22 protein-coding genes are annotated in these 20388 nt (G+C 66.9%); 12 read left to right on the forward strand and 10 right to left on the reverse strand.

What is annotated here, in order from left to right:
* Positions 1 to 88 precede the first annotated feature (88 nt).
* Together trxA and hutC are read right to left on the reverse strand one after the other, a co-directional pair.
* Positions 89 to 415, reverse strand: coding sequence for a thioredoxin TrxA (gene trxA, locus HAV22_RS24290; RefSeq protein ID WP_036236119.1), 327 nt, complete (start codon positions 413 to 415; stop codon positions 89 to 91).
* A gap of 388 nt (positions 416 to 803) precedes the next feature.
* The gene (gene hutC / locus HAV22_RS24295; protein ID WP_229421400.1) at positions 804 to 1523 is read right to left on the reverse strand and encodes a histidine utilization transcriptional repressor HutC; all 720 of its coding nucleotides are present in this window, start codon (positions 1521 to 1523) and stop codon (positions 804 to 806) included.
* Between the two features lie 159 nt (positions 1524 to 1682).
* Between hutC and ada the strand changes: the two genes are divergently transcribed.
* Positions 1683 to 2810, forward strand: coding sequence for a bifunctional DNA-binding transcriptional regulator/O6-methylguanine-DNA methyltransferase Ada (gene ada, locus HAV22_RS24300; RefSeq protein ID WP_166862662.1), 1128 nt, complete (start codon positions 1683 to 1685; stop codon positions 2808 to 2810).
* Complete coding sequence (locus HAV22_RS24305; protein WP_166862673.1) at positions 2807 to 3496, forward strand: 2OG-Fe(II) oxygenase; 690 nt, start codon at positions 2807 to 2809, stop codon at positions 3494 to 3496. The genes ada and HAV22_RS24305 overlap by 4 nt, the downstream gene beginning before the upstream one ends.
* Positions 3497 to 3551: 55 nt before the next feature.
* Here the strand turns inward: HAV22_RS24305 and HAV22_RS24310 are convergent, their stop codons facing one another.
* A complete protein-coding gene (locus tag HAV22_RS24310) occupies positions 3552 to 4430 on the reverse strand; it encodes a transposase (RefSeq protein ID WP_371869725.1) in 879 nt (292 codons plus the stop codon).
* A gap of 140 nt (positions 4431 to 4570) precedes the next feature.
* Between HAV22_RS24310 and HAV22_RS24315 the strand changes: the two genes are divergently transcribed.
* Positions 4571 to 5071 carry a hypothetical protein gene (locus HAV22_RS24315; RefSeq protein WP_166862675.1) on the forward strand — a complete coding sequence of 167 codons (501 nt, stop codon included), beginning with the start codon at positions 4571 to 4573 and terminating at the stop codon, positions 5069 to 5071.
* 20 nt (positions 5072 to 5091) lie between these two features.
* Here HAV22_RS24315 and HAV22_RS24320 read toward each other — a convergent pair whose 3' ends face one another.
* Positions 5092 to 5730, reverse strand: a complete 639-nt coding sequence (locus HAV22_RS24320; protein WP_166862677.1) for a glutathione S-transferase family protein — start codon at positions 5728 to 5730, stop codon at positions 5092 to 5094.
* Between the two features lie 183 nt (positions 5731 to 5913).
* Between HAV22_RS24320 and HAV22_RS24325 the strand changes: the two genes are divergently transcribed.
* The 9 genes from HAV22_RS24325 (at position 5914) to HAV22_RS24365 (ending at position 16466) form a co-directional block, all read left to right on the forward strand.
* Entirely contained in the window at positions 5914 to 6783 is an 870-nt protein-coding gene (locus HAV22_RS24325; RefSeq protein ID WP_166862679.1) for an amidohydrolase family protein, read from the forward strand.
* Between the two features lie 23 nt (positions 6784 to 6806).
* The gene (locus HAV22_RS24330; RefSeq protein ID WP_166862681.1) at positions 6807 to 7472 is read left to right on the forward strand and encodes a hypothetical protein; all 666 of its coding nucleotides are present in this window, start codon (positions 6807 to 6809) and stop codon (positions 7470 to 7472) included.
* A 92-nt stretch (positions 7473 to 7564) separates the two neighbouring features.
* On the forward strand, positions 7565 to 9283 hold the full coding sequence (hutU, locus tag HAV22_RS24335) for a urocanate hydratase (protein WP_166862683.1): 1719 nt from the start codon (positions 7565 to 7567) through the stop codon (positions 9281 to 9283).
* Between the two features lie 17 nt (positions 9284 to 9300).
* Positions 9301 to 10842 (forward strand): histidine ammonia-lyase, encoded by a 1542-nt coding sequence (hutH, locus tag HAV22_RS24340; protein WP_166862914.1) that lies wholly within the window; start codon positions 9301 to 9303, stop codon positions 10840 to 10842.
* An 88-nt stretch (positions 10843 to 10930) separates the two neighbouring features.
* Entirely contained in the window at positions 10931 to 11731 is an 801-nt protein-coding gene (gene hutG, locus HAV22_RS24345) for an N-formylglutamate deformylase (protein WP_166862685.1), read from the forward strand.
* Positions 11728 to 13089, forward strand: a complete 1362-nt coding sequence (locus HAV22_RS24350; RefSeq protein ID WP_166862687.1) for a formimidoylglutamate deiminase — start codon at positions 11728 to 11730, stop codon at positions 13087 to 13089. Before hutG ends, HAV22_RS24350 begins: the two co-directional genes overlap by 4 nt.
* Positions 13090 to 13132: 43 nt before the next feature.
* Positions 13133 to 13750: a HutD/Ves family protein gene (locus HAV22_RS24355; RefSeq protein WP_166862689.1), complete on the forward strand. Its 618-nt coding sequence runs from the start codon at positions 13133 to 13135 to the stop codon at positions 13748 to 13750.
* A complete protein-coding gene (gene hutI / locus HAV22_RS24360) occupies positions 13743 to 14954 on the forward strand; it encodes an imidazolonepropionase (RefSeq protein ID WP_166862691.1) in 1212 nt (403 codons plus the stop codon). The genes HAV22_RS24355 and hutI overlap by 8 nt, the downstream gene beginning before the upstream one ends.
* 45 nt (positions 14955 to 14999) lie before the next feature.
* Positions 15000 to 16466 carry an ABC transporter permease/substrate-binding protein gene (locus HAV22_RS24365; RefSeq protein WP_166862916.1) on the forward strand — a complete coding sequence of 489 codons (1467 nt, stop codon included), beginning with the start codon at positions 15000 to 15002 and terminating at the stop codon, positions 16464 to 16466.
* Here HAV22_RS24365 and HAV22_RS24370 read toward each other — a convergent pair.
* The 6 genes from HAV22_RS24370 to HAV22_RS24395 form a co-directional block, all read right to left on the reverse strand.
* On the reverse strand, positions 16454 to 16696 hold the full coding sequence (locus HAV22_RS24370) for a hypothetical protein (RefSeq protein ID WP_229421401.1): 243 nt from the start codon (positions 16694 to 16696) through the stop codon (positions 16454 to 16456). The two genes, HAV22_RS24365 and HAV22_RS24370, sit on opposite strands and share 13 nt — an antisense overlap.
* Before the next feature lie 189 nt (positions 16697 to 16885).
* Entirely contained in the window at positions 16886 to 17377 is a 492-nt protein-coding gene (locus HAV22_RS24375) for a GNAT family N-acetyltransferase (protein WP_166862693.1), read from the reverse strand.
* Positions 17374 to 18315: a DMT family transporter gene (locus tag HAV22_RS24380; RefSeq protein WP_166862695.1), complete on the reverse strand. Its 942-nt coding sequence runs from the start codon at positions 18313 to 18315 to the stop codon at positions 17374 to 17376. The genes HAV22_RS24375 and HAV22_RS24380 overlap by 4 nt, the downstream gene beginning before the upstream one ends.
* A gap of 48 nt (positions 18316 to 18363) precedes the next feature.
* Entirely contained in the window at positions 18364 to 18819 is a 456-nt protein-coding gene (locus HAV22_RS24385; RefSeq protein WP_166862696.1) for an outer membrane lipoprotein, read from the reverse strand.
* 100 nt (positions 18820 to 18919) lie between these two features.
* Positions 18920 to 19357, reverse strand: coding sequence for an Mpo1 family 2-hydroxy fatty acid dioxygenase (locus tag HAV22_RS24390; protein WP_166862698.1), 438 nt, complete (start codon positions 19355 to 19357; stop codon positions 18920 to 18922).
* A gap of 33 nt (positions 19358 to 19390) precedes the next feature.
* Complete coding sequence (locus HAV22_RS24395; RefSeq protein ID WP_166862700.1) at positions 19391 to 20368, reverse strand: LysR family transcriptional regulator; 978 nt, start codon at positions 20366 to 20368, stop codon at positions 19391 to 19393.
* Positions 20369 to 20388: the final 20 nt, after the last annotated feature.

Genomic DNA, 20388 nt, shown 5'->3' on the forward strand with positions numbered 1-20388 from the left:
GGGTTAATCAAAGGGATAGGATCGGAATCGATCGTCTACCCGGTCCGGAACAGGCGGCAGTGCGGGCGCGCTGCCGCCACCTATGGTATCAGATGTTGCTATCGATGAAAGCAGTCAGCTGGCCTTTCGCCATTGCGCCGACTTTCTGGGCGGCTGCCACACCGTTCTTGAACAGGATCAGCGTCGGGATGCCACGGATGCCGAACTTGGCCGGCACGGCCTGGTTCGCATCGACGTCCATCTTCGCGATCAGCAGCTTGCCATCGTATTCTTTCGCGACTTCTTCCAGGATCGGCGCAATCATCTTGCAGGGGCCGCACCACTCGGCCCAGAAGTCGACGAGGACCGGACGCTCGGACTTCAGCACGTCGGTTTCGAAAGATGCATCGCTGATGTGTTTGATGTTTTCGCTCATGTTTTCCTCAAGAGAGGTAGGTCAATTTAACGCCTGCAGGTCGTCGGGCACATTGCAAACCTGCTGCGAACTCGCGACGGTTTTCAAGGTGCCCTTAATCTCTAATCCTGCTCGGTAGTGTCAGCCGGTTCCCGTACTAATCAGACTGGCTTGCTGCACAAAGGTGGTGCCAATGTGTGCAATATTCAATAGTGGAAGAGCTGCAAGAGGATGTCAGGCGGGGTTTAAGCGGAATAATAACCGATTTTTTTGGAACGTGTTCGTAAGCTTTGTACAAAATCTCAACATGCTCACGTTTCCTGATTGCGCGCAGCCATGATCGCGAAAGCGGGGCAGGCTCGGCGACGACGCCGGAACTATTTTGCGCGCCGTGGTCCGACTGGCATCGTCAGCCCACGCTGCCCGTGAACTTGTACAAATGACCCGGGTGCCACATCGTCACGACGGACGCCACGCGGCCGTTCGACGTCGTGCGGCGCTTGAGCACGAGGCACGACGTGCCGGGGGCGACGTCGAGCATCTCCGCCACGTCGCGCGGTGCCGGCAGCGCTTCGATGCTGTAGGTGGCGCCTTGCAGCGGCGCCGCTTCCATCAGGTGTTCGTTGGGGGTGATGCGCGCGAAGTCCTGGTCGAGGTAGGCGGGTGCGCATTCCGGGTTGACCCAGCGGTCCTCGACCTGGATCGGCTGGCCGTTCTCGTCGTGCACGATCAGCGAATGGAACAACGGCGTGCCGGGGGCGAGGTCGAACTGGCGCGCCAGCGCTTCGCCCGCGAGGCTTTGTTCCAGCAGGCGCGGACGGCTCGCGTGCACGTGGCCGCGCGCGCGGACCTCGTCGGCGATATTGCGGATCTCGACCAGCGTCGCCTGGTACTTCTGCGGCGCGACATAGGTGCCGGAACCCTGGCGGCGCGTGAGCACCTGTTCCGCCGTCAGTTCGCGCACGGCGCGGTTGACGGTCATGCGCGAGACACCGAACTGGCGCACGAGCGCCTGCTCGGACGGCACGAGGTCGCCTTCCTTCCAGCGGCCCGATGCGATCTCGCCCAGCAGGTAGTCCTTGATGCGCTGGAAAATGGGCGTGCTGTCTTGCGCGATCTGTTCGTCCAAACTACTCTCCGGAATTCGGGATGCCATCTCGTCGATTAGAGGCGTCATTCTAACACCGCGAGCCGCGCCCGGCCCTGCCGCGAATTCGAAAGCAAGACCCGAAGTGTTTGCCGCGACGCCCGCGCTTACGATGGGGCCATCGAGAATCTGGAGAACGAGATGAACACTGCCACCATCCGCCGACCGGCCGCAGCGGCCCCTGCGTCGCCTGCAATCTATACCACCGACGACGAGCGCTGGGCCGCGATCGTCGCCCGCACGCGCGAGGCCGACGGCCAATTCTTGTATTCCGTGCGCAGCACAGGCGTGTATTGTCGGCCCTCGTGTCCGTCGCGCACGCCGCGCCGCGCCAACGTCGCCTTCCACGCGACGACTCAGGACGCCAAGGCGGCGGGCTTCCGGGCCTGCCTGCGCTGCCGGCCCGATGAACCGCCGCTGGCCGAGCGCCAGGCCGATGCCGTCGCGAAGGCGTGCCGCCTGATCGACGCCGCCGAGGAAGAGCCGGACCTCGCCTGCCTGGCCGCGGCCTGCGGCATGAGCCGCTTCCACTTCCACCGCATCTTCAAGGCCCACACGGGCATCACGCCCAAGGCCTATGCGGCGGCACGGCGCGCCGAGCGCCTCAAGCAGGGCCTCGCGCAGGCAGGCACCGTCACCGCGGCCGCCTACGATGCCGGCTTCAATTCCAGCGGCCGTTTCTATGCCGCGTCGTCCGGCGTGCTGGGCATGACGCCCAAGCGCTACCGCGCGGGCGGCGGCGGGGAAGCGATCCGGTTCGCCGTCGCGCAGTGCTCGCTGGGCGCGCTGCTCGTCGCCGCGACCGACAAAGGCATCTGCTGCATCCTGCTCGGCGACGACCCCGACGCGCTCGTGCGCGACCTGCAGGACCGCTTCCCGAAGGCGGACCTGATCGGCGCCGAGCCGGCGTTCGAGCGCACCGTCGCGCAGGTCGTCGCGTTCGTCGAGGCACCGCGCCTCGGCCTCGACCTGCCGCTCGACGTGCGCGGCACCGCGTTCCAGCAGCGTGTCTGGCAGGCGCTGCGTCAGATCCCGGCGGGGCAGACGGTCGGCTACGCGGAACTGGCCGCGCGCCTCGGCATGCCGCAGGGCGCGCGCGCCATCGCGGGCGCGTGCGCGGCCAATCCCGTGGCCGTGGCGATTCCGTGCCACCGCGTCGTGCGCAACGACGGATCGATCTCCGGCTACCGCTGGGGCGTCGAGCGCAAGCATGCGCTGCTGCAGCGCGAGGCCAGCCAGGCCGATGCGCACAAGGCCGAGGCAGCATGAAGGACATCGACTGGGACCGCGTCGGGAGCGACCTCGATGACTTCGGCTGCGCCGTGCTGCCCGCGCTGCTCGATGCCGGGCAGTGCGCGGCGTATGCCGTTGGCTATGCGGACGATGAGCGCTTCCGCAGCCGCGTCGTGATGGAGCGCCACGGTTTCGGGCGGGGCGAATACCGCTATTACGCATATCCGCTGCCGCCTGGTCTTGCGGACTTGCGCACGGCGCTGTATCCGCCGCTGGCGCGCATCGCCAATCGCTGGCAGGCGGCGCTCGGGTTGCCCGAGCGCTATCCGGACGCGCACGCCGACTACCTGGCACGCTGCCATGCGGCCGGCCAGCTGCGGCCGACTCCGTTGTTGCTGCAATACGGCCCGGGCGACTACAACTGCCTCCACCAGGACCTGTACGGCGACTTCGTGTTCCCGCTGCAGGTGGCCATGCTGCTGTCACGCCCCGGTCTTGACTTCGCCGGCGGCGAGTTCGTGCTGACGGAGCAGCGTCCGCGCATGCAGTCGCGCGTCGAAGTGGTGCCGCTGGGGCAGGGCGACGCCGTCGTCTTCCCCGTGCACACGCGCCCCGTGAACGGCACGCGCGGCATCTACCGCGTGAACATGCGCCACGGCGTCAGCCGCATCCGCAGCGGCCGGAGGCATACGCTCGGCATCATCTTTCACGACGCCGCCTGAAATTCGGGGTCAGAGCATATTCCCGGCTAAATTCGGGGGCAGAGCACGTTTCAGGTCATTTGTTTTTCGTTAGCGGGACGCCTGCCGCGACCTGTTGTCCTGGGCCTTGTCCCGGCGAGCGTGTGACGTCGTCGACGAAAGATGTCGGCCCGAGTGGCCGGCAACTGTTTCCGCAACGCCGTATTTCCTCAAGCAGTTGCTCGGACAAGTCTTCAAAGAACAGGTGACGGTAGGCTGCGCGCCGGTCGACATCATGCATGCCCAGGCCGGTATAGACCAAGTGCGGTGTCACCACCGGATCGTCCGCGCCGAACGCGTTTGCCCGATAGCTCGACCATGCGTAGGCCTCCGGTGTCTCCACCATGCGCGCCCGTACAGGATTCAATTCGATGTAACGCTGGCAGATCAGCAGGTAGCGTTCACTGTCGACCAGGCAGGAGCGGAACCGGCCTTCCCATAGCGTTCCGCTGCGCCCGTGTGTGCGGTTGAAATATTGCACATAGTGCTGGCCGAGCCGTCGCATGAGTATGCTGGGGCCGGTTCTGCTCCCCGTCGAGAGCAATAAATGAACGTGATTGGTCATGAGGACATAGGCGTGGACATGACAGGCAGTCTCGGCCGCGTACTTGCGGAGCAGCGTCAAGTAGACGAGGTAGTCCGTCGTGCCAGCAAAGCAGGCGCCGCGATTATTCCCCCGCTGGATGATGTGGAGCGGTACCGCCGGGAGGATCAAGCGTGAAGGTCGTGACATGGCGAGCGCGTAGTAAAAAAGAGAAGTCATGACCTTAGCGAGGAAACGGGAGCGCTTATGGAGGCCGCTCAATTGAGTGCGGGCCTTTGTCGCAAGATGTGCTCTGACCCCGAATTCCGCCCGTGACGTGCTCTGACCCCGAATTTCCGGCGCCGGCGGCATACGTTCGGCATCATCGATCACGACGCGGCCTGAATCGCAATTACGAAATTCGCCGATCGCCTCAGAATTTTTGCGAGGTGCTTCGCATGCATACGTTTCCGTCGTAGGATCGACGAACCTGCACCTCAGCAGGCATCACAACGATTCCAATGGAGACTAGCATGAGCGTATCGCGTCGCCTGTTCCTGGCCGCCCTCGGTGTGGCCGGTGTCGCAGGCGGGAGCCTGGCCCGGGCCGGGGACCTGCCGCAACCCCTCGTCGCCTTCGACGACGAGTTGAAGAACGGCTTCCAGAACTGGAGCTGGGCCAAGACGCAGTTGTCGGTCCCGGCCGGCAACGGCAAGGCGATCCGTGTCGAAGGCGATCCGTGGAGCGCGCTCGTGCTTCACCACGAGCCGTTTTCGACCGAGGGTTATACCAAGCTCACCTTCGTCATCAACGGCGGCAAGGACGGCGGCCAGGCGCTGACGATCAGGGCCATGGCGGGCGGCAAGGCGATCGACGCCAACTACGCCATCCAGCCCAAGGCGAAGACGTGGGCCGTCGTCGAAGTGCCGTTGAAGGACCTCAACGCGGCCGGCAAGACCATCGAAGGCATCAGCTTGCAGGCCCAGGGCGATCCGTATTCCGCGTACTACATCGCGCGCATCCAGTTCGAGTGAACGCGCGCCGCCGACGGCAATCAGGGCAGTTCGCCGCCCGAGAACGGATCGATCGAGTACGGGTACACGGTGCCCAGGAAGCCCGGCTGCCCGCGCACCCGGTCGATCCAGCGCATGACGGCGGGATGGCCGGCCAGCGCCAGGTCCGCCTCGTCGGCCCGGTGGACGTAGGCGAACAGCGACATGTCGGCGATCGTGTAGATGTCGCCAGCGATGAACGGGCGCCCGGTCAGCTCGTGCTCGAGGATCGCCAGCGCCCGGTGCGCGACGTGGCGCAGGCGTTCGACGAGCGCCGGCGCGCGCCGCGCCAGCTTGCCCGTCAGCGTCCAATGGCGCAAGGTGGCGATCGACGCCACGTGGTCCTGCTCGAACGACAGCCATTGCTGCACCTTCGCGTGCCCGAACGGATCGGCCGGCAGGTACGGCGTACCGTGCGCCAGGTACGTCAGGATGGCATTCGATTCGGCCAGGGTGCGGCCGTCGTCCAGGCGCAGCACCGGCACGGCCCCTGTCGGATTCACGGCCAGGAAGGCCGGCTGCTGGCCCTCTCCCTCGAAGATGCGGACGTTCTCGGTGCGGTACGGGATGTCGAGGTGGTTCAGCAGCAGGCGCACTTTCCAGGCGTTTTGCGAAGGCAGGTAATCGTATAGCGTGAGCATCGTGGTCTCCAGTGATCGGATGCCCATTGGACCATCGCACCCCCGCCAAGCACGCTCCGAATCTTGCGCTCGAACTCCCGTTCGGCGATGACCCGCGCATTGACCACAATGTAAATTTATATACACTCTGTTTCTTGCTGTTGAACCGTACCCCGGCTCATCCATCACAAGAACGGAGACCCCATGCGCAAGCCCACAAGGCCCCTGCAGTGTTCCATGCTCGCCCTGACCTTGGCCTTTGCCATCGCCGCGGCCCACGCCACCACCATCATCGACAATGCCAACGGCTACACGTTGAATGCGAAGGGCGACGTCGTCCAGTTCGCGTCGCTCGCGTTCGACGACGCAGGCCGCATCCTCGCCGCCGGCACTCTCGCCGACGTGGCCGCGAAGGTGCCGCAGGCAACCCACGTCGACGCGGCGCAGGCGATGACCGACAAGGTGCTGCCGCAGCCGACGGAGCAGGAAGCCCGCACGATGCTCGACCGCGCGCTGGCAACGATGGCCAGCGTCGGCCACACGAGTGCGCACGACGCGGGCGTCGGTGTCGGCGAGGACCGGCTGTACCGCGACTATGCGGACCACGGCAAGCTGACCGCGCGCATCTACGCGATGGTCGGCGGCACGGGCGCCGATTTCGACCAGCAGGCGAAGAACGGCCCGCTGAACGGCTACGGCCACGACATGTATGCGCTGCGCGCCGTGAAGCTGTACGCGGACGGCGCCCTGGGCAGCCGCGGCGCCGCGCTGGTGGCGCCGAACCCGTTCTTCGGCATCCACGCCGCCGTCACGCGCCAGGACGCGGACGGGAACCCGAGCGCCGGCTGGTATCCCGAGCAGGAGATGTCGCTCAAGGAAGCGTTCCGCTGCTTCACGCTCGACGCGGCGTACGCCGGACATCAGGAAAACACGCTAGGCTCCCTCGAAAGGGACAAGTACGCCGATTTCATCGTCGTCGACCGCGACCTCTTCAAGATGTCGCCCTACGACGTCCACAAGACAGTCGTGCTCGAGACGTGGGTCGGCGGGCACCGGGTCTATCGCCGGCCATGACATCGCCATCTGGAGGAACCGTGTTGAAAGCCGTTGTTGCCGCTCTCGCTCTCGCCGCTTTGGCGCCGGCCGGCGCCCAGCAGACCAATGCGTCGTATGCGCGGATGGTCGTCATCGTGCCCAAGCCCGGCCAGGCCGAGGCGTTCGAGAAGGGCTACGAACGGCATCTGCAATGGCATCGCGGCGCGAAGGATACGTGGACGTGGTATGGCTGGACGTTCGTGCTGGGCAACCGCATCAACCGCTTCATGGACGGCACGTTCGGCCATGCTGCCGTCGATTTCGACGCGGCCGTGCAGCCCGCGGCCGATGCCGCCGACAACAACGTGAACGTGGTGCCGTACGCGGACTTCGTCAGCCACGGCATCTACCAGCGCATGGACGCGATGAGCACGGGCGAGCCGCTGCCGGACGCGTCGCCGTTCCTGTCCATGACGACCTACCACATCCGCCCCGGCCAGGAAGGGGCGTTCGAGCAGGCGGTGGCGAGCGCGCGTGGCACGGCGGGCCGCCAGACGTGGTACCGGCTGCAGGCCGGCGGCGAGGCCCCGCAGTACGTGCTGATGCGTGCCGTGCCGTCGTTCGGCGCCGCCGCGACGCTGGGCACGCCCCTTACGCTGTCCGGCCTCGTCGACCGCGTGGACAACGAATTGCTGCGCTATCGGCCGAACCTCAGTTACCGTCCTTGACCGTCGCGCTTGACGTAGTTGTATAGACAACTTAGACTTTCTGGAATGCGGGACGGGCGTTCGTCCCGCGCATCCTTAGCGAGGAGTCCGTCATGACCAAAGCCTTTCCCAGCGGTGATCCGCGTTTCGACCCCACCCGCGTCATCCGCGCCCCGCGCGGCAGGGAGCTCACCTGCAAGAGCTGGCTGACCGAGGCGGCCTACCGCATGCTGCAGAACAACCTCGATGCCGAGGTGGCGGAAAACCCGCAAGGGCTCGTCGTCTACGGCGGCATCGGCCGCGCGGCGCGCGACTGGGCGTCGTTCGACCAGATCCTCGCGTCGCTGCGCGAGCTCGACGACGACCAGACCCTGCTCATCCAGTCCGGCAAGCCGGTCGGCGTGTTCCAGACGCACCCGGACGCCCCGCGCGTGCTGCTCGCGAACTCGAACCTCGTGCCGAAATGGGCGACGTGGGAGCATTTCCACGAACTCGATCGCAAAGGCCTGTTCATGTACGGCCAGATGACGGCCGGCAGCTGGATCTACATCGGCACCCAGGGCATCGTGCAGGGCACGTACGAGACGTTCGCCGAGGCCGGGCGCCAGCACTTCGGCGGCGATATGGCGGGACGATGGATCCTCACGGCGGGCCTGGGCGGCATGGGCGGCGCGCAGCCGCTGGCCGCCACGTTCGCGGGCGCCGTGTCGCTGAACGTGGAATGCCAGCAGAGCAGCATCGACTTTCGCCTGCGCACCCGCTATCTGGACAAGCAGGCACGGGACATCGACGAAGCGCTCGCGATGATCAAGACGCACAAGGAGCGCAAGGAAGCCGTTTCCATCGGCCTCCTGGGCAACGCGGCCGACGTGCTGCCGGAACTCGTGCGCCGCGCAAGGGAGAATAAAGGCGAGGGCGGCCTCGTGCCGGACCTCGTGACGGACCAGACGTCGGCCCACGACCTGATCCACGGCTACCTGCCGCGCGGCTGGACCGTCGAGCAGTGGCTGGCGGCGCAGCGCGACCCCGCGCAGCATGCGGTCCTGAAGGAGGCCGCGGCCGAATCGTGCGCCGTGCACGTGCAGGCGATCCTCGATTTCAAGGCGCTGGGATCGTACGCCGTCGACTACGGCAACAACATCCGCCAGGTCGCGTTCGACCACGGCGTGAAAAACGCCTTCGATTTCCCCGGATTCGTGCCCGCGTACATCCGCCCGCAGTTCTGCGAGGGCCGCGGCCCGTTCCGCTGGGTGGCGCTGTCCGGCGACCCGGAAGACATCTATAAAACGGACGCGAAGATCAAGGAACTGTTCCCGCACCACACCCGCGTGCACCGCTGGCTCGACATGGCGCGCGACCGCATCGCGTTCCAGGGCCTGCCGGCGCGCATCTGCTGGCTGGGCCTCGGCGAGCGCCACCTGGCCGGCCTCGCGTTCAACGAGATGGTACGCACGGGCGAATTGAAAGCGCCGATCGTGATCGGGCGCGACCACCTGGACACGGGCTCCGTCGCGAGCCCGAACCGCGAGACGGAGGCGATGCGCGACGGCACCGACGCCGTGTCCGACTGGCCGCTGCTGAACGCCTTGCTGAACACGGCCGGCGGCGCGACGTGGGTGTCGCTGCACCACGGCGGCGGCGTCGGCATGGGCTATTCGCAGCATGCCGGTGTCGTCATCGTGGCCGATGGCACGGAGGCCGCCGACAGACGCCTGGCCCGCGTCCTCGTCAACGATTGCGCGTCGGGCGTGATGCGCCACGCGGACGCGGGCTACGAGCTCGCGATCGAGACGGCCAAGCGCTTCGGCCTGCGCCTGCCGATGATCAAGTAACACGGACAATCGAGATGATGACCCAAGACCACCACCTGACCCTGCAACCCGGCGCCCTGGCGCTGACCGACCTGCGCACCGCGTGGGGCACGCCCGGCAAGTTGACTCTCGCCCCCGGGGCGTATGCCGCGATCGAGACGTCGGCCGCGACGATCCAGGCCATCGTCGCCAAGGGCGATCCTGCGTACGGCATCAACACGGGCTTCGGCCTGCTCGCGAAGCGCCACATCCCGCAGGCGCAGCTCGAACAGTTGCAGCAGAACCTGATCCTGTCGCATGCCGTGGGCACCGGCGACTACCTGCCGGACCACGTCGTGCGCCTGATCCTGCTGACCAAGATCGGCAGCCTCGCGCGCGGCTATTCCGGCGTGCGGCCGCTGATCGTCGACACCTTGATCGCCCTCTACAACGCCGGCATCATGCCAGCGATTCCCTGCCAGGGCTCGGTGGGCGCCTCGGGCGACCTCGCGCCGCTGGCGCACATGACGCTTGCGATGCTGGGCGTCGGCGAAGTGCGCATGCGCGGCGAGATCATGGACGCACGCGCCGCGCTGACGGCGGCCGGCATCGAGCCCGTCGTGCTGGCGGCAAAGGAGGGGCTTGCGCTGATCAACGGCACGCAGGTGTCGACGGCGCTGGCGCTGCACGGCCTGTTCCTTGCCGAGCGCCTGCTGGAAGCGGCGATGGTGACGGGCGCCCTGGCGCTGGACGCCGCACGGGGCAGCGACGCACCGTTCGACCCGCGCGTGCACGAAGTGCGCGGCCAGCCGGGCCAGATCGCGGCGGCGAAGATCTATCGCCAGCTGGTGGCGGGCAGCGCGATCCGCGCGTCGCACCTCGTCGGCGACGAGCGCGTGCAGGACCCGTACAGCCTGCGCTGCCAGCCGCAGGTGATGGGCGCCGTGATGGACCTGATCGCCCAGGCCGGCCGGACACTCCTCATCGAAGCCAACGCCGTCACGGACAACCCGCTCGTGTTCCCGGAAACGGGCGAGGTGATTTCCGGCGGGAATTTTCACGCGGAACCCGTCGCGTTCGCGGCCGACACGCTGGCGCTGGCCATCGCCGAGATCGGCGCGCTGGCCGAACGCCGCATCGCGCTGCTGATCGATTCCACGCTGTCCGGCCTGCCGCCGTTCCTCGTGCGCGAGCCGGGCGTGAACTCCGGTTTCATGATCGCGCACGTGACGGCGGCGGCGCTGGCGTCGGAAAACAAGTCGTTGGCGCACCCCGCCAGCGTCGACAGCCTGCCCACGTCCGCGAACCAGGAAGACCACGTGAGCATGGCGACGTTCGCGGCGCGCCGTCTCGGCCAGATGGCGCACAATACGGGTGTCATCGTCGGCATCGAGCTCCTGGCGGCGGCGCAGGGGATCGAGTTCCACCGCCCGCTGACGAGTTCGAGCCACCTGGAACATGTCCATGCCAAATTGCGCGAGCAAGTGCCGGCGTTCGACGAAGACCGGTTCTTCGCGCCGGACATCGAAGCGGCGCGCCGGATGGTGATGGACGGCGCGCTGTCCGCCGCCTGCAAGGACTTGTTCGCCGCGCTGCACTGACAGGGACCGGTAGGGTGGGCACCCCGTGCCCACCATGAGCAGACGACATGGCGGTATTTGGTGAGATTAGCTTTAAGCAGGAGTCACGATGGATTTCAGGTTCAAGCCGGGGCATGTACCGCTGCTGCTGTCGATGCCGCACGCCGGCACCGACATTCCCGACGACATCGCGGCCCACATGGCGCCGTGCGCGCTCGCGCGGGCCGACACCGACTGGCATCTGCCCGATTTGTACGCGTTCGCGGACAGCCTCGGCGCATCGACGCTGTCCGCGCGCTGGTCGCGCTACGTCATCGACCTGAACCGTCCGCCCGAGGACACGAACCTGTATCCCGGCCAGGACACGACGCGCCTGTGTCCAGTCGACACGTTCGGGCGCGAGCGCCTGTACCAGGAGGGGCATGAGCCGGACGCCGGCGAGATCGAACGGCGTCTCGAGCAGTACTGGCGCCCGTACCATCGCCAGCTGCGCGCGGAGCTCGACCGGCTGCTGGCGCTGCACGGGCAGGTGGTGCTGTGGGATGCGCACTCGATCGCGTCCGTCGTGCCGCGCTTTTTCGAGGGCCGCCTGCCCGACCTGAATTTCGGCACGGCGGACGGGAAATCGTGCTCGCTGCAACTGCAGGGCGAGATGATGCGCGTGGCCGAAGCGCAGGACCGTTATTCGTTCGTGTTCAACGGCCGCTTCAAGGGCGGCCACATCACGCGCTTCTACGGCGATCCGGCCGCCGGCGTGCATGCGATCCAGCTCGAGATGTGCCAGTGCGTGTACATGGACGAAGCGCCGCCGTTCGACTACCTGCCCGACGTCGCCGGCAAGGTGCAGCCGTTGCTGCGTGACCTGCTGGAGGCGGCCATCGCCTGGGCGCGTGCGGGAGGGCACGCGTGAACGCGTTATTCGCGCGCCATGCGCTGCTTGCCAATGGTTGGCAGCGCGACGTGCTGCTCGAATGGGACGTGCGGGGCGATCTGACGAAGGTCGCGCCGGAGGCGTCGCCGCCGCTCGGCGTGGCGCGCGTGGACTACGTCGTGCCGGGCATGGTCAACCTGCATTCCCACTCGTTCCAGCGCGCCATCGCCGGCCTGACGGAACGGGCGGGCGAGAGCCTCGACAGCTTCTGGACGTGGCGCGACCTGATGTACCGTGTCGCCAACCGCATCACGCCCGAGCAGATGGAAGCGGTCGCCGCGCAGCTGTATGCGGAATGCCTGCGTCACGGCTACACGTCCGTCTGCGAATTCCATTATGTGCAGCGGGCACCCGGCGGCCATGAATACGGCAACCCGGCCGAGACGGCGCAGCGCGTCGCGCAGGCCGCGCGTGACTCCGGCATCGGCGTGACCCTGCTGCCCGTGATGTACGCGTATGCCGGCTTCAACGACGCGCCGCTGCGCGAGGACCAGGAGCGCTTCCGTACCGACCCGGCCCAGGTGCTGCGCATCGTGGAGGCGCTGGAACCCCTGCGCGGGCCGCAGCTGGAAGTGGGCGCGGCGCCGCACTCGCTGCGCGCCGTGTCCGCCGGCCAGCTGCGCGAGCTCGTGCAGGCGCTGCCGGCCGGGCGGCCGCTGCACGTCCACATCGCGGAACAGCAGCTCGAAGTGGCGCAATGCCTGGAGGCCACGGGCATGCGTCCCGTCGACTGGCTGATGCACCACACGGACGTCGACGCGCGCTGGTGCCTCGTGCACGCGACGCATCTGTCCGACGGCGAGCGCGACCGGGTCGCGGCCAGCGGCGCCATCGCGGGGCTGTGTCCGACGACGGAAGCCAACCTGGGCGACGGCCTGTTCCCGCTGGCGCCGTATGTCGGGGCCGGCGGCCGCTTCGGGATCGGCAGCGACAGCCATGTGTCGCAAAGCCCCGTGGAAGAACTGCGCTGGCTCGAATACGGCCAGCGCCTCGCCCATCAACGGCGCAACATCGCCGTGGATGGCGCCGAGCGCGACGTCGGCACGTTCCTGTGGCAGGGCGCGCTGGCGGGCGGCGCGCAGGCGACCGGGCGCCGGCTCGGCGTGCTGGCGCCCGGCCGCCGCGCGGATCTGCTCGTGCTGGACAGTGCGCATCCGAACCTGGATGGCGTGCCGCCGCACGAGGTACTCGGGCGTTTCCTGTTCAGCGGCAACGACAACCTCGTGCGCGACGTGCTGGCGGGCGGGCATTGGGTGGTGCAGGGCGGCCGCCACATGGCGCAGGACGCCATCGCCCAGCGCTACAAGGCCGCCGTGCGCACATTGCACGCGTATTGATGCGACAATCGCTTCCGTTTCGAACGACGATGAGGTGCAAGTCATGACGATGCTGATTCCGTTTGCGAACCTCGAACCGGTGTCGTGGAAGAACGGCGGCGGCAGCACGACCGAGATCGCCGTGTTCCCGCCCGATGCCGGCTTCGACGACTTCGACTGGCGCGTAAGCCTGGCCACCGTCGCCGCCGACGGTCCGTTCTCCGCCTTCCCCGGCATCGAGCGCACGCTGGTGCTCGTCGACGGCCACGGCATGACCCTGGACATCGACGGCGAGCCCACCCTGCTGTCGAAGGTGGATCCCATCGTCGCGTTCGACGGCGAGTCGCGCGTGGAGGCCAAGCTGAACCGCGGCGCCAGTACCGACTTCAACGTCATGACCCGCACCGACCGCTGCTGGCACCGCTTCGGCCGCCGCCAGCTCGATGGCGACTCCACGTTCGTCGCGCGCGCCGACGTCACCGTGCTGTTCCTCGCCGACGGCGACAGCCTCGAGCTGTGCAGCGACGACCAGCGCATCAACCTCGTGCGCTTCGACGCCGTCGTGATCGACCCCGACACGACGTGGAAGCTGCGCGCGGAGCAGGGCGCCATCTTCATCGTCGACATCCATTACTACGACGACGAGAACGATCTGGAGCACGAGGACGGCGCGTATGAGTGACGTGGCCGACGTCCTGTACGTGAATGCCCGGCTGGCCACGCTGGTGGACGGCTATGGCGTCATCGAGGACGGCGCCGTGGCCGTGCGCGACGGACGCATCGCATGGGTGGGGCAGCGCGCCGGCGCCCCGCGGGCGGCCGCCATCCACGATTGCGACGGCCGGTGGCTGACGCCCGGCCTCGTCGACTGTCACACGCACATCGTCTACGCGGGCAACCGCAGCGACGAATGGGAAGCCCGGCTGAACGGCTCCAGCTACGAGGACATCGCGCGCGCGGGCGGCGGCATCATGTCCACCGTGCGCGCCACCCGCGCGGCGTCCGAGGACGACCTGCTGCGCGCCAGCCTACCCCGCATCCGCGCGCTGCTCGCCGAGGGCGTGACGACGCTGGAGATCAAGTCCGGCTACGGCCTCGACGTCGACTCCGAAGCGAAGATGCTGCGCGTGGCGCGCCGCGTGGGCGAGCTGCTGCCCGTGACCGTGCACACGACGTTCCTCGGCGCGCACGCGCTGCCGCCGGAATACGCGGGCCGCGCCGAGGCCTATGTCGAGATGCTGTGCGCGGAGATGCTGCCGGCCCTGGCGGCGCAAGGCCTCGTGGATGCCGTCGACGCGTTCTGCGAACGTATCGGCTTTTCGCACGACCAGACGGCGCGCGTGTTCGACGCGGCGCGCCGGCTCGGACTGCCCGTCAAGCTGCACGCGGAGCAGTTGTCCGACCAGCAGGGGGCGGCCCTCGTGGCGCGGTATGGCGGCCTGTCGGCCGACCATCTTGAATGGCTGTCGCCCGAGGGCGTGGCCGCGATGGCGCAGGCGGGCACCGTCGCCGTGCTGCTGCCCGGCGCCTACTACTTCCTGCGCGAGACGCGCATGCCGCCGCTCGCCGCGTTACGGGAAGCGGGCGTGCCGCTGGCCGTCGCCACGGACTGCAATCCCGGCACGTCGCCCATGACGTCGCTGCTGCTGGCGATGAACATGGCGTGCACCCTGTGGCGCCTGACGCCGCTGGAAGCGCTGCGCGGCGTGACCGTCCACGCGGCGCGTGCACTGGGCCTTGTGGACGCCGGCACGCTCGAAGCGGGCAAGCGCGCGGACTTTGCCCTGTGGGACATCGCTCGCCCGGCCGACCTGGCGTATGCGATCGGCGCAAATCCGTGCCGGGGTGTCGTCCATGCCGGCGTGTGGCGCGATCGGTTATCCTGACCGCTGATCCACAACGCCAACGGAAGCCGCATGCTGAGATTTGCCATGCTGGTGCTGGCCTGCGCCGGCATCCTGTCGTCCGCCCACGCGGGTGAACCGTTGCGCGTAGGCTCCAAGCGCTTCACGGAGTCGTACATCCTCGGCGAGATCCTCACGCAGACGGCGGCCCGCACGGGACCGGCGGAACACAAGCAGGGCCTCGGCAACACGGCCATCGTGCTGAGCGCGCTGCGTTCGGGCGCGATCGACGTCTATCCCGAATACCTGGGCACCATCGACCTGGAAATCCTCAAGAATCCGCAACCGACGTCGCTTGATGCGATGCGCAGGGCGCTGCGTCCGCTGGGCCTCGGTGTCGCCGTGCCGCTCGGTTTTTCCAACGGCTACGCGCTCGCGGTGCGGAGTGACGTGGACCTGCGTCGGCTGTCCGACCTGGCGGCGCATTCGGCCATCAAGATCGGCCTGTCGCACGAATTCCTCGGCCGCGCCGACGGCTGGCCCGGCCTCGCGCGGCGCTACGGCCTGGTGCAGCAGCCGCGTGGCCTCGACCACGGCATTGCGTACGAGGCGCTGGCGCAGCGGCAGGTCGATGCCATCGACATCTATTCGACGGACGCAAAGATCCGCCAGTACGGCTTGCGCGTGCTGGATGACGACAAGCACTATTTCCCGCGCTACGATGCCGTGCTGCTGTACCGGCTCGACGTGCCGCAGCGCTTCCCCCAGGCATGGCGCGCGATCGAGCGACTGGAGGGCAGCATCAAGGCCGACGACATGATCGCGATGAACGCGGCGGCCGAGCTGGATGGTCAGAGTTTCGCGGCCATTGCGAAGACGTGGCTGGGTAGGGTGGACGGGAGACCCGTCCACCCTACGCGTGATGGGCTGCTCACCAAAACTTTCGGTAATGGTTTCGCGGCATTAGCGCGCCAACACCTCCTGCTGGTCGTGTTCGCCGTCCTGCTCGGCTGCATCGCCGGCATTCCACTCGGCATCGTGGCCGCGCTCGTGCCGCGCCTGCGCCAGGTCGTGCTGGCCGTGGCGGGCGTACTGCAGACGGTGCCGTCGCTGGCCCTGCTGGCGATCCTGATCCCGCTGCTCGGCCGTATCGGCACGATCCCGGCCCTCGTCGCCCTGTGCGCGTATGCACTCCTCCCGATCGTGCGCAATACGTGCACGGGGTTGCTGCAAGTGCCGGTCGGACTGCGCACGGCAGCGCTCGCGCTGGGGCTGACCCGGCGGCAATCGCTGCTGCAGGTCGAGTTGCCGCTCGCCGCGCCGACGATTCTCGCTGGCATCAAGACGGCCGCCGTGATGAGCGTCGGCACCGCGACCATCGCCGCATTCATCGGCGCGGGCGGCTTCGGCGAACGCATCACGACGGGTCTCGCGCTGAACGATAACGACATGCTGCTGGCCGGCGCCATCCCGGCCGCGTTGCTGGCCTTGCTGACGCAGGCCGCGTTCGAATTGGTCGAGCGCGTGCTGGCGCGGCGGCGCTACAGCGACTGAAGCTTGGAACGTGTGGTGGAGATCGCGCGGTGCAGGATGCGTTCCGCGTGAAAGTCGTTTTCGCGCTGGACGGCGATCGCGTGCAGGTTGCGGGTATAAGTGTCGATCCGGGAACGCAGCCAGGCGCGGTAGACCCATCGGGTGATCGACCTGCTGTGCGGTTTTGTCGGCGTTTTCATGTCCGTGTCCTCGTCGTTGGCCACATTGTCCCGCTCGACGCGCACTTGCATTTGTGATCACTCAATCGCGTCCGGTCGACCGAATCCAACCATTCTGTTACCGAGGTAAGCATTTGTAAGGAACCTGCAAATGCGGTGGCGTGCGGCTTATATTGAAGCCGTTGGATTCAAGTCTCCCCTCCCCATCCGACGAATGGGTTCACCCACGGCGCTGCCACGCAGCCCGTGGGTTTTTTCTTTTCAACCTTCCGCCAGCGCCGTCAACGGTGTGCCCGTGACGCGGCAGATGCGCCAGTCGGGCAGGATCTCGGCGCCCATGGACTTGTAGAAATTAATTGCCGGCGTGTTCCAGTCCAGCACGGACCACTCGAAGCGGCCGCAGCCGCGCTCGACGGCCAGGCGCGCGAGGTGCTTCAGCATGCGGCTGCCGTAGCCCTGGCCGCGGTGCGTTTGCCGCACGTACAGGTCTTCCAGGTACAGGCCGCGCTTCGTGAGGAAGGTCGAGAAATTGTGGAAGAACAGCGCGAACGTCACGACTTCGCCGTCGACCTCGCCGACGATGGCTTCGCAGGCAGGATGCGCACCAAACAAGCCTTCGTGCAATTTTTGTTCCGTCGCCACGACGAGGTGCTCGAGTTTTTCGAAGACGGCCAGCTCGACGATCATCGACTGGATGTGCGTGACGTCGGCCGGGGTGGCGGGGCGGATCGCGAAGGTGGAATCAAGAGTCATGGCGTTGTTTCGATTGCATCGTTGAGGTTGACGGGTGTTGCAGGTTTTGCGGCCGGCGCGCGCAAGGCCCAGGCGACGCTGCCCAGGCAGACGGCCATGCCCAGCCATTCGGCGGGGCCGGGACGGTAGTGTTCCAGCTTGATCGACAGCAGCACGGAGATCACGGGCGTGATGACCCCGATATACACCGCCTTGTTCGAACCGATGCGGTTGATCAGCGTGAAATAGCAGATGAACGCGACGACGGAGCCGAAGATGGACAGGTGCAGCAGGCCCAGCACGTAGCTGGCCGTGCGCGGAATGATGAAGGACTGGCCCGTCGCGAGACACCAGACGGCGACCATGCACGTGCCCCAGAACATCGACCAGCCAGTCGACAGCATCAGGTTGTTCGTTTCCTCGCGCACCTTGCCGACGACGATGCTGCCGGCCGCGCTGGCGATCGACGCGACGATGCCGATCAGCAGGCCGAAGATGAAATGGTCCTGGCCGCCCGCGTGCAGCTCGCGTAGCGCGTTGGCGAGCGAATGCCAGAACAGCAGCGTGACACCGCCGATCGCGGCCGCGCCGGCGCTCCACGTGCGGCGCGGGATCGGCGTGCCGAAGGCGAGGCGCGAGAGGATCGGCGTCCAGAACACCATCAGCGCGAACAGCACGGCGACGAGGGCCGAGACGACGTATTGTTCGGCGTTATAGGTACAGACGTAGGACACGCAGAACGTGAAGAAGCCCTGCAGCAGGAGCCAGCGTTGCGCGCGCCAGGGCAGGCGCAGCTTGTCGCCGCGCAGCAGGCAGAACGCGAATAGAGTCAGCGAGGCAAGCGCGAAGCGGTAGACAACCGAGACGGCGGGCGGGACTTCGCCCAGTTCGAGCGTGATCGCGAAGAATGTCGATCCCCAGATCAGGGAGGCGATGGAGAACAGGACGTAGGAGGGCATCGCGAAAGTATATCGCGATCCCTCATCCGTCGTGGCCGGTGGCCGATGTCAGTGCGTCACGCGCGTCGTGTAGCCGTTGCTGAGCAGGCGCACGCGTTCGCCGGGCCGGAACATTTCGTCGGCGGCCTGCGTGATGGAGCGCAGTTCGCCGTTGTCGAGCTTGACGGTGATTTCGAAGCCGGGCCGGTTGTTGGCCTGGTTCTCGACGCGGTTGCCGATGATGCCGCCCGCGACGGCGCCGATGATGCCGACGGCGGCCGAGCCGTTGCCGTGCCCGACCTGCGAACCGCCCAGGCCGCCCAGCGCGGCACCGGTCATGGTGCCGACGCCGGATTCGGGGTTGGCGATGGTGACGTTGCGGACGGATTCCACGGTGCCCATGCGCACGATCTGTTCATTCATCGTCTGGGCGCTGCTGTAGACGCTGGCCGAGTTCGACGGGCCCGCGCAGGCGCCGAGCAGCGCGGTCAGCGGCAGCAGGGCGAGGATGGCGTATCGTTTCATGTTCAAGACTCCAATGCGGTCGGATTGACCTAGCTTAACCGTTCCCGTACCGTTATTGGCGCGCAAATCTTCGCTGTCGAGCAGTGTCAATAGACTGGCGTCAATAAGCGACGTGAAAACGGCGGTACAGGAAGCCCAGCACGAACAGGGGACCGATCAGCAGGAAGCGCAGGTCGTCGAAGAACGACGGTTTCTTGCCTTCGATCTTGTGCCCGATGAACTGGCCGATCCACGCGACGACGAAGATCGCGATCGACAGTGGCAGCACGGTTCCCGCCGGCATCAGCGCCAGCAGGGCCAGCATCACGGCGCTCATCAACAGCATGCCGAACGCGAACGGCGGCGACAGCCGGAAGTAATACACGAGCGCCGCGACGACCGCTGCGACGGCGAGCGCCGCGTGGATGCTCCACAGGATGCCCAGCAACGTAAACACGATCACGGGCACGCACACGAAGTGGATGAGCTCGTTGGTCGGATTGCGGTGGCTGTCGCTGTACTGGTCGAGCAGCACGTCGATGGTGCGCGGCGGGTTCATCCGGGTCTCCTGTTCGTTGTTATGTCTCCGATTCTACACCTGGCCCTGGGCCGTGAGCGGCACCAGCAATGGCGCCGTCGGCGCTGTCGTGCGGGGCACGGCGCCCATGTGCATGTACGGATTCGCGGCGAACAATTCGGCCACCCATTCCACGAACACGCGCACCTTCGCGGACAGGTGGCGGTTCTGCGGATACACGACGTGGACCGGCGCCGGGTCGCTGCGCCAGTCGCCCAGCACCTGCACCATGTGGCCCGTCTCCACGTACTTGTCGAGCATGTAGTCCGTCATCTGGATCACGCCCAGGCCCGCGAGCCCCGCCTGCACATAGGCGTTGGAATCGTTCAGCGCGACCACGCCGCGCATGGGCACGTCGAAGCGCTCGTCGCCGCGGCTGAAGTCCCAGTCATAGATCTTGCCCGTCTTGGCCGAGAAGTAATTCACGCAGCGGTGGCGTTCGAGGTCGCGTGGGTGCTGCGGCATGCCGTGGCGTGCGATGTACGCGGGAGACGCGGCCGTGACGAAATTGATGACGCCGACGCGCCGCGCGATCAGGCTCGTGTCGGCCAATGCGCCGCCGCGCACGGCGCAGTCGACGCCTTCCTCGACGAGGTCGACGGGGCGGTCGGAACTGCCCAGCTCCAGCATGATGTCCGGATAGCGCTCGAAAAAGGCGGGTAGGGCGGGCACGAGGATTTCGCTGGAGAGGCCCGTCGGCGCGTCCACGCGCAGCCGCCCGCTGGGCGACAGGCGGGTGCGCGACAGCGATTCCTCCGCGTCGCGCACGTCGGACAGGATGCGCAGGCAGCGTTCGTAATAGGCGGCGCCGTCCGTCGTCACTGTCACCTGGCGCGTCGTCCGGTGCAAGAGCTTGGCCGACAGCGCTCCCTCGAGCGACTGCACGAGCGTCGACACCGTCGCCTTGGGCAGGTTCATCATCTCGGCCGCACGCGTGAAGCTGCCGGCATCGACGACCTGCACGAAGACTTCCATGGCTTGTAGCTTGTTCATGACACAACCTTGTCGATCAG

It is taken from the genome of Telluria antibiotica, assembly GCF_011682055.1.
Lineage (GTDB): Bacteria > Pseudomonadota > Gammaproteobacteria > Burkholderiales > Burkholderiaceae_D > Telluria > Telluria antibiotica.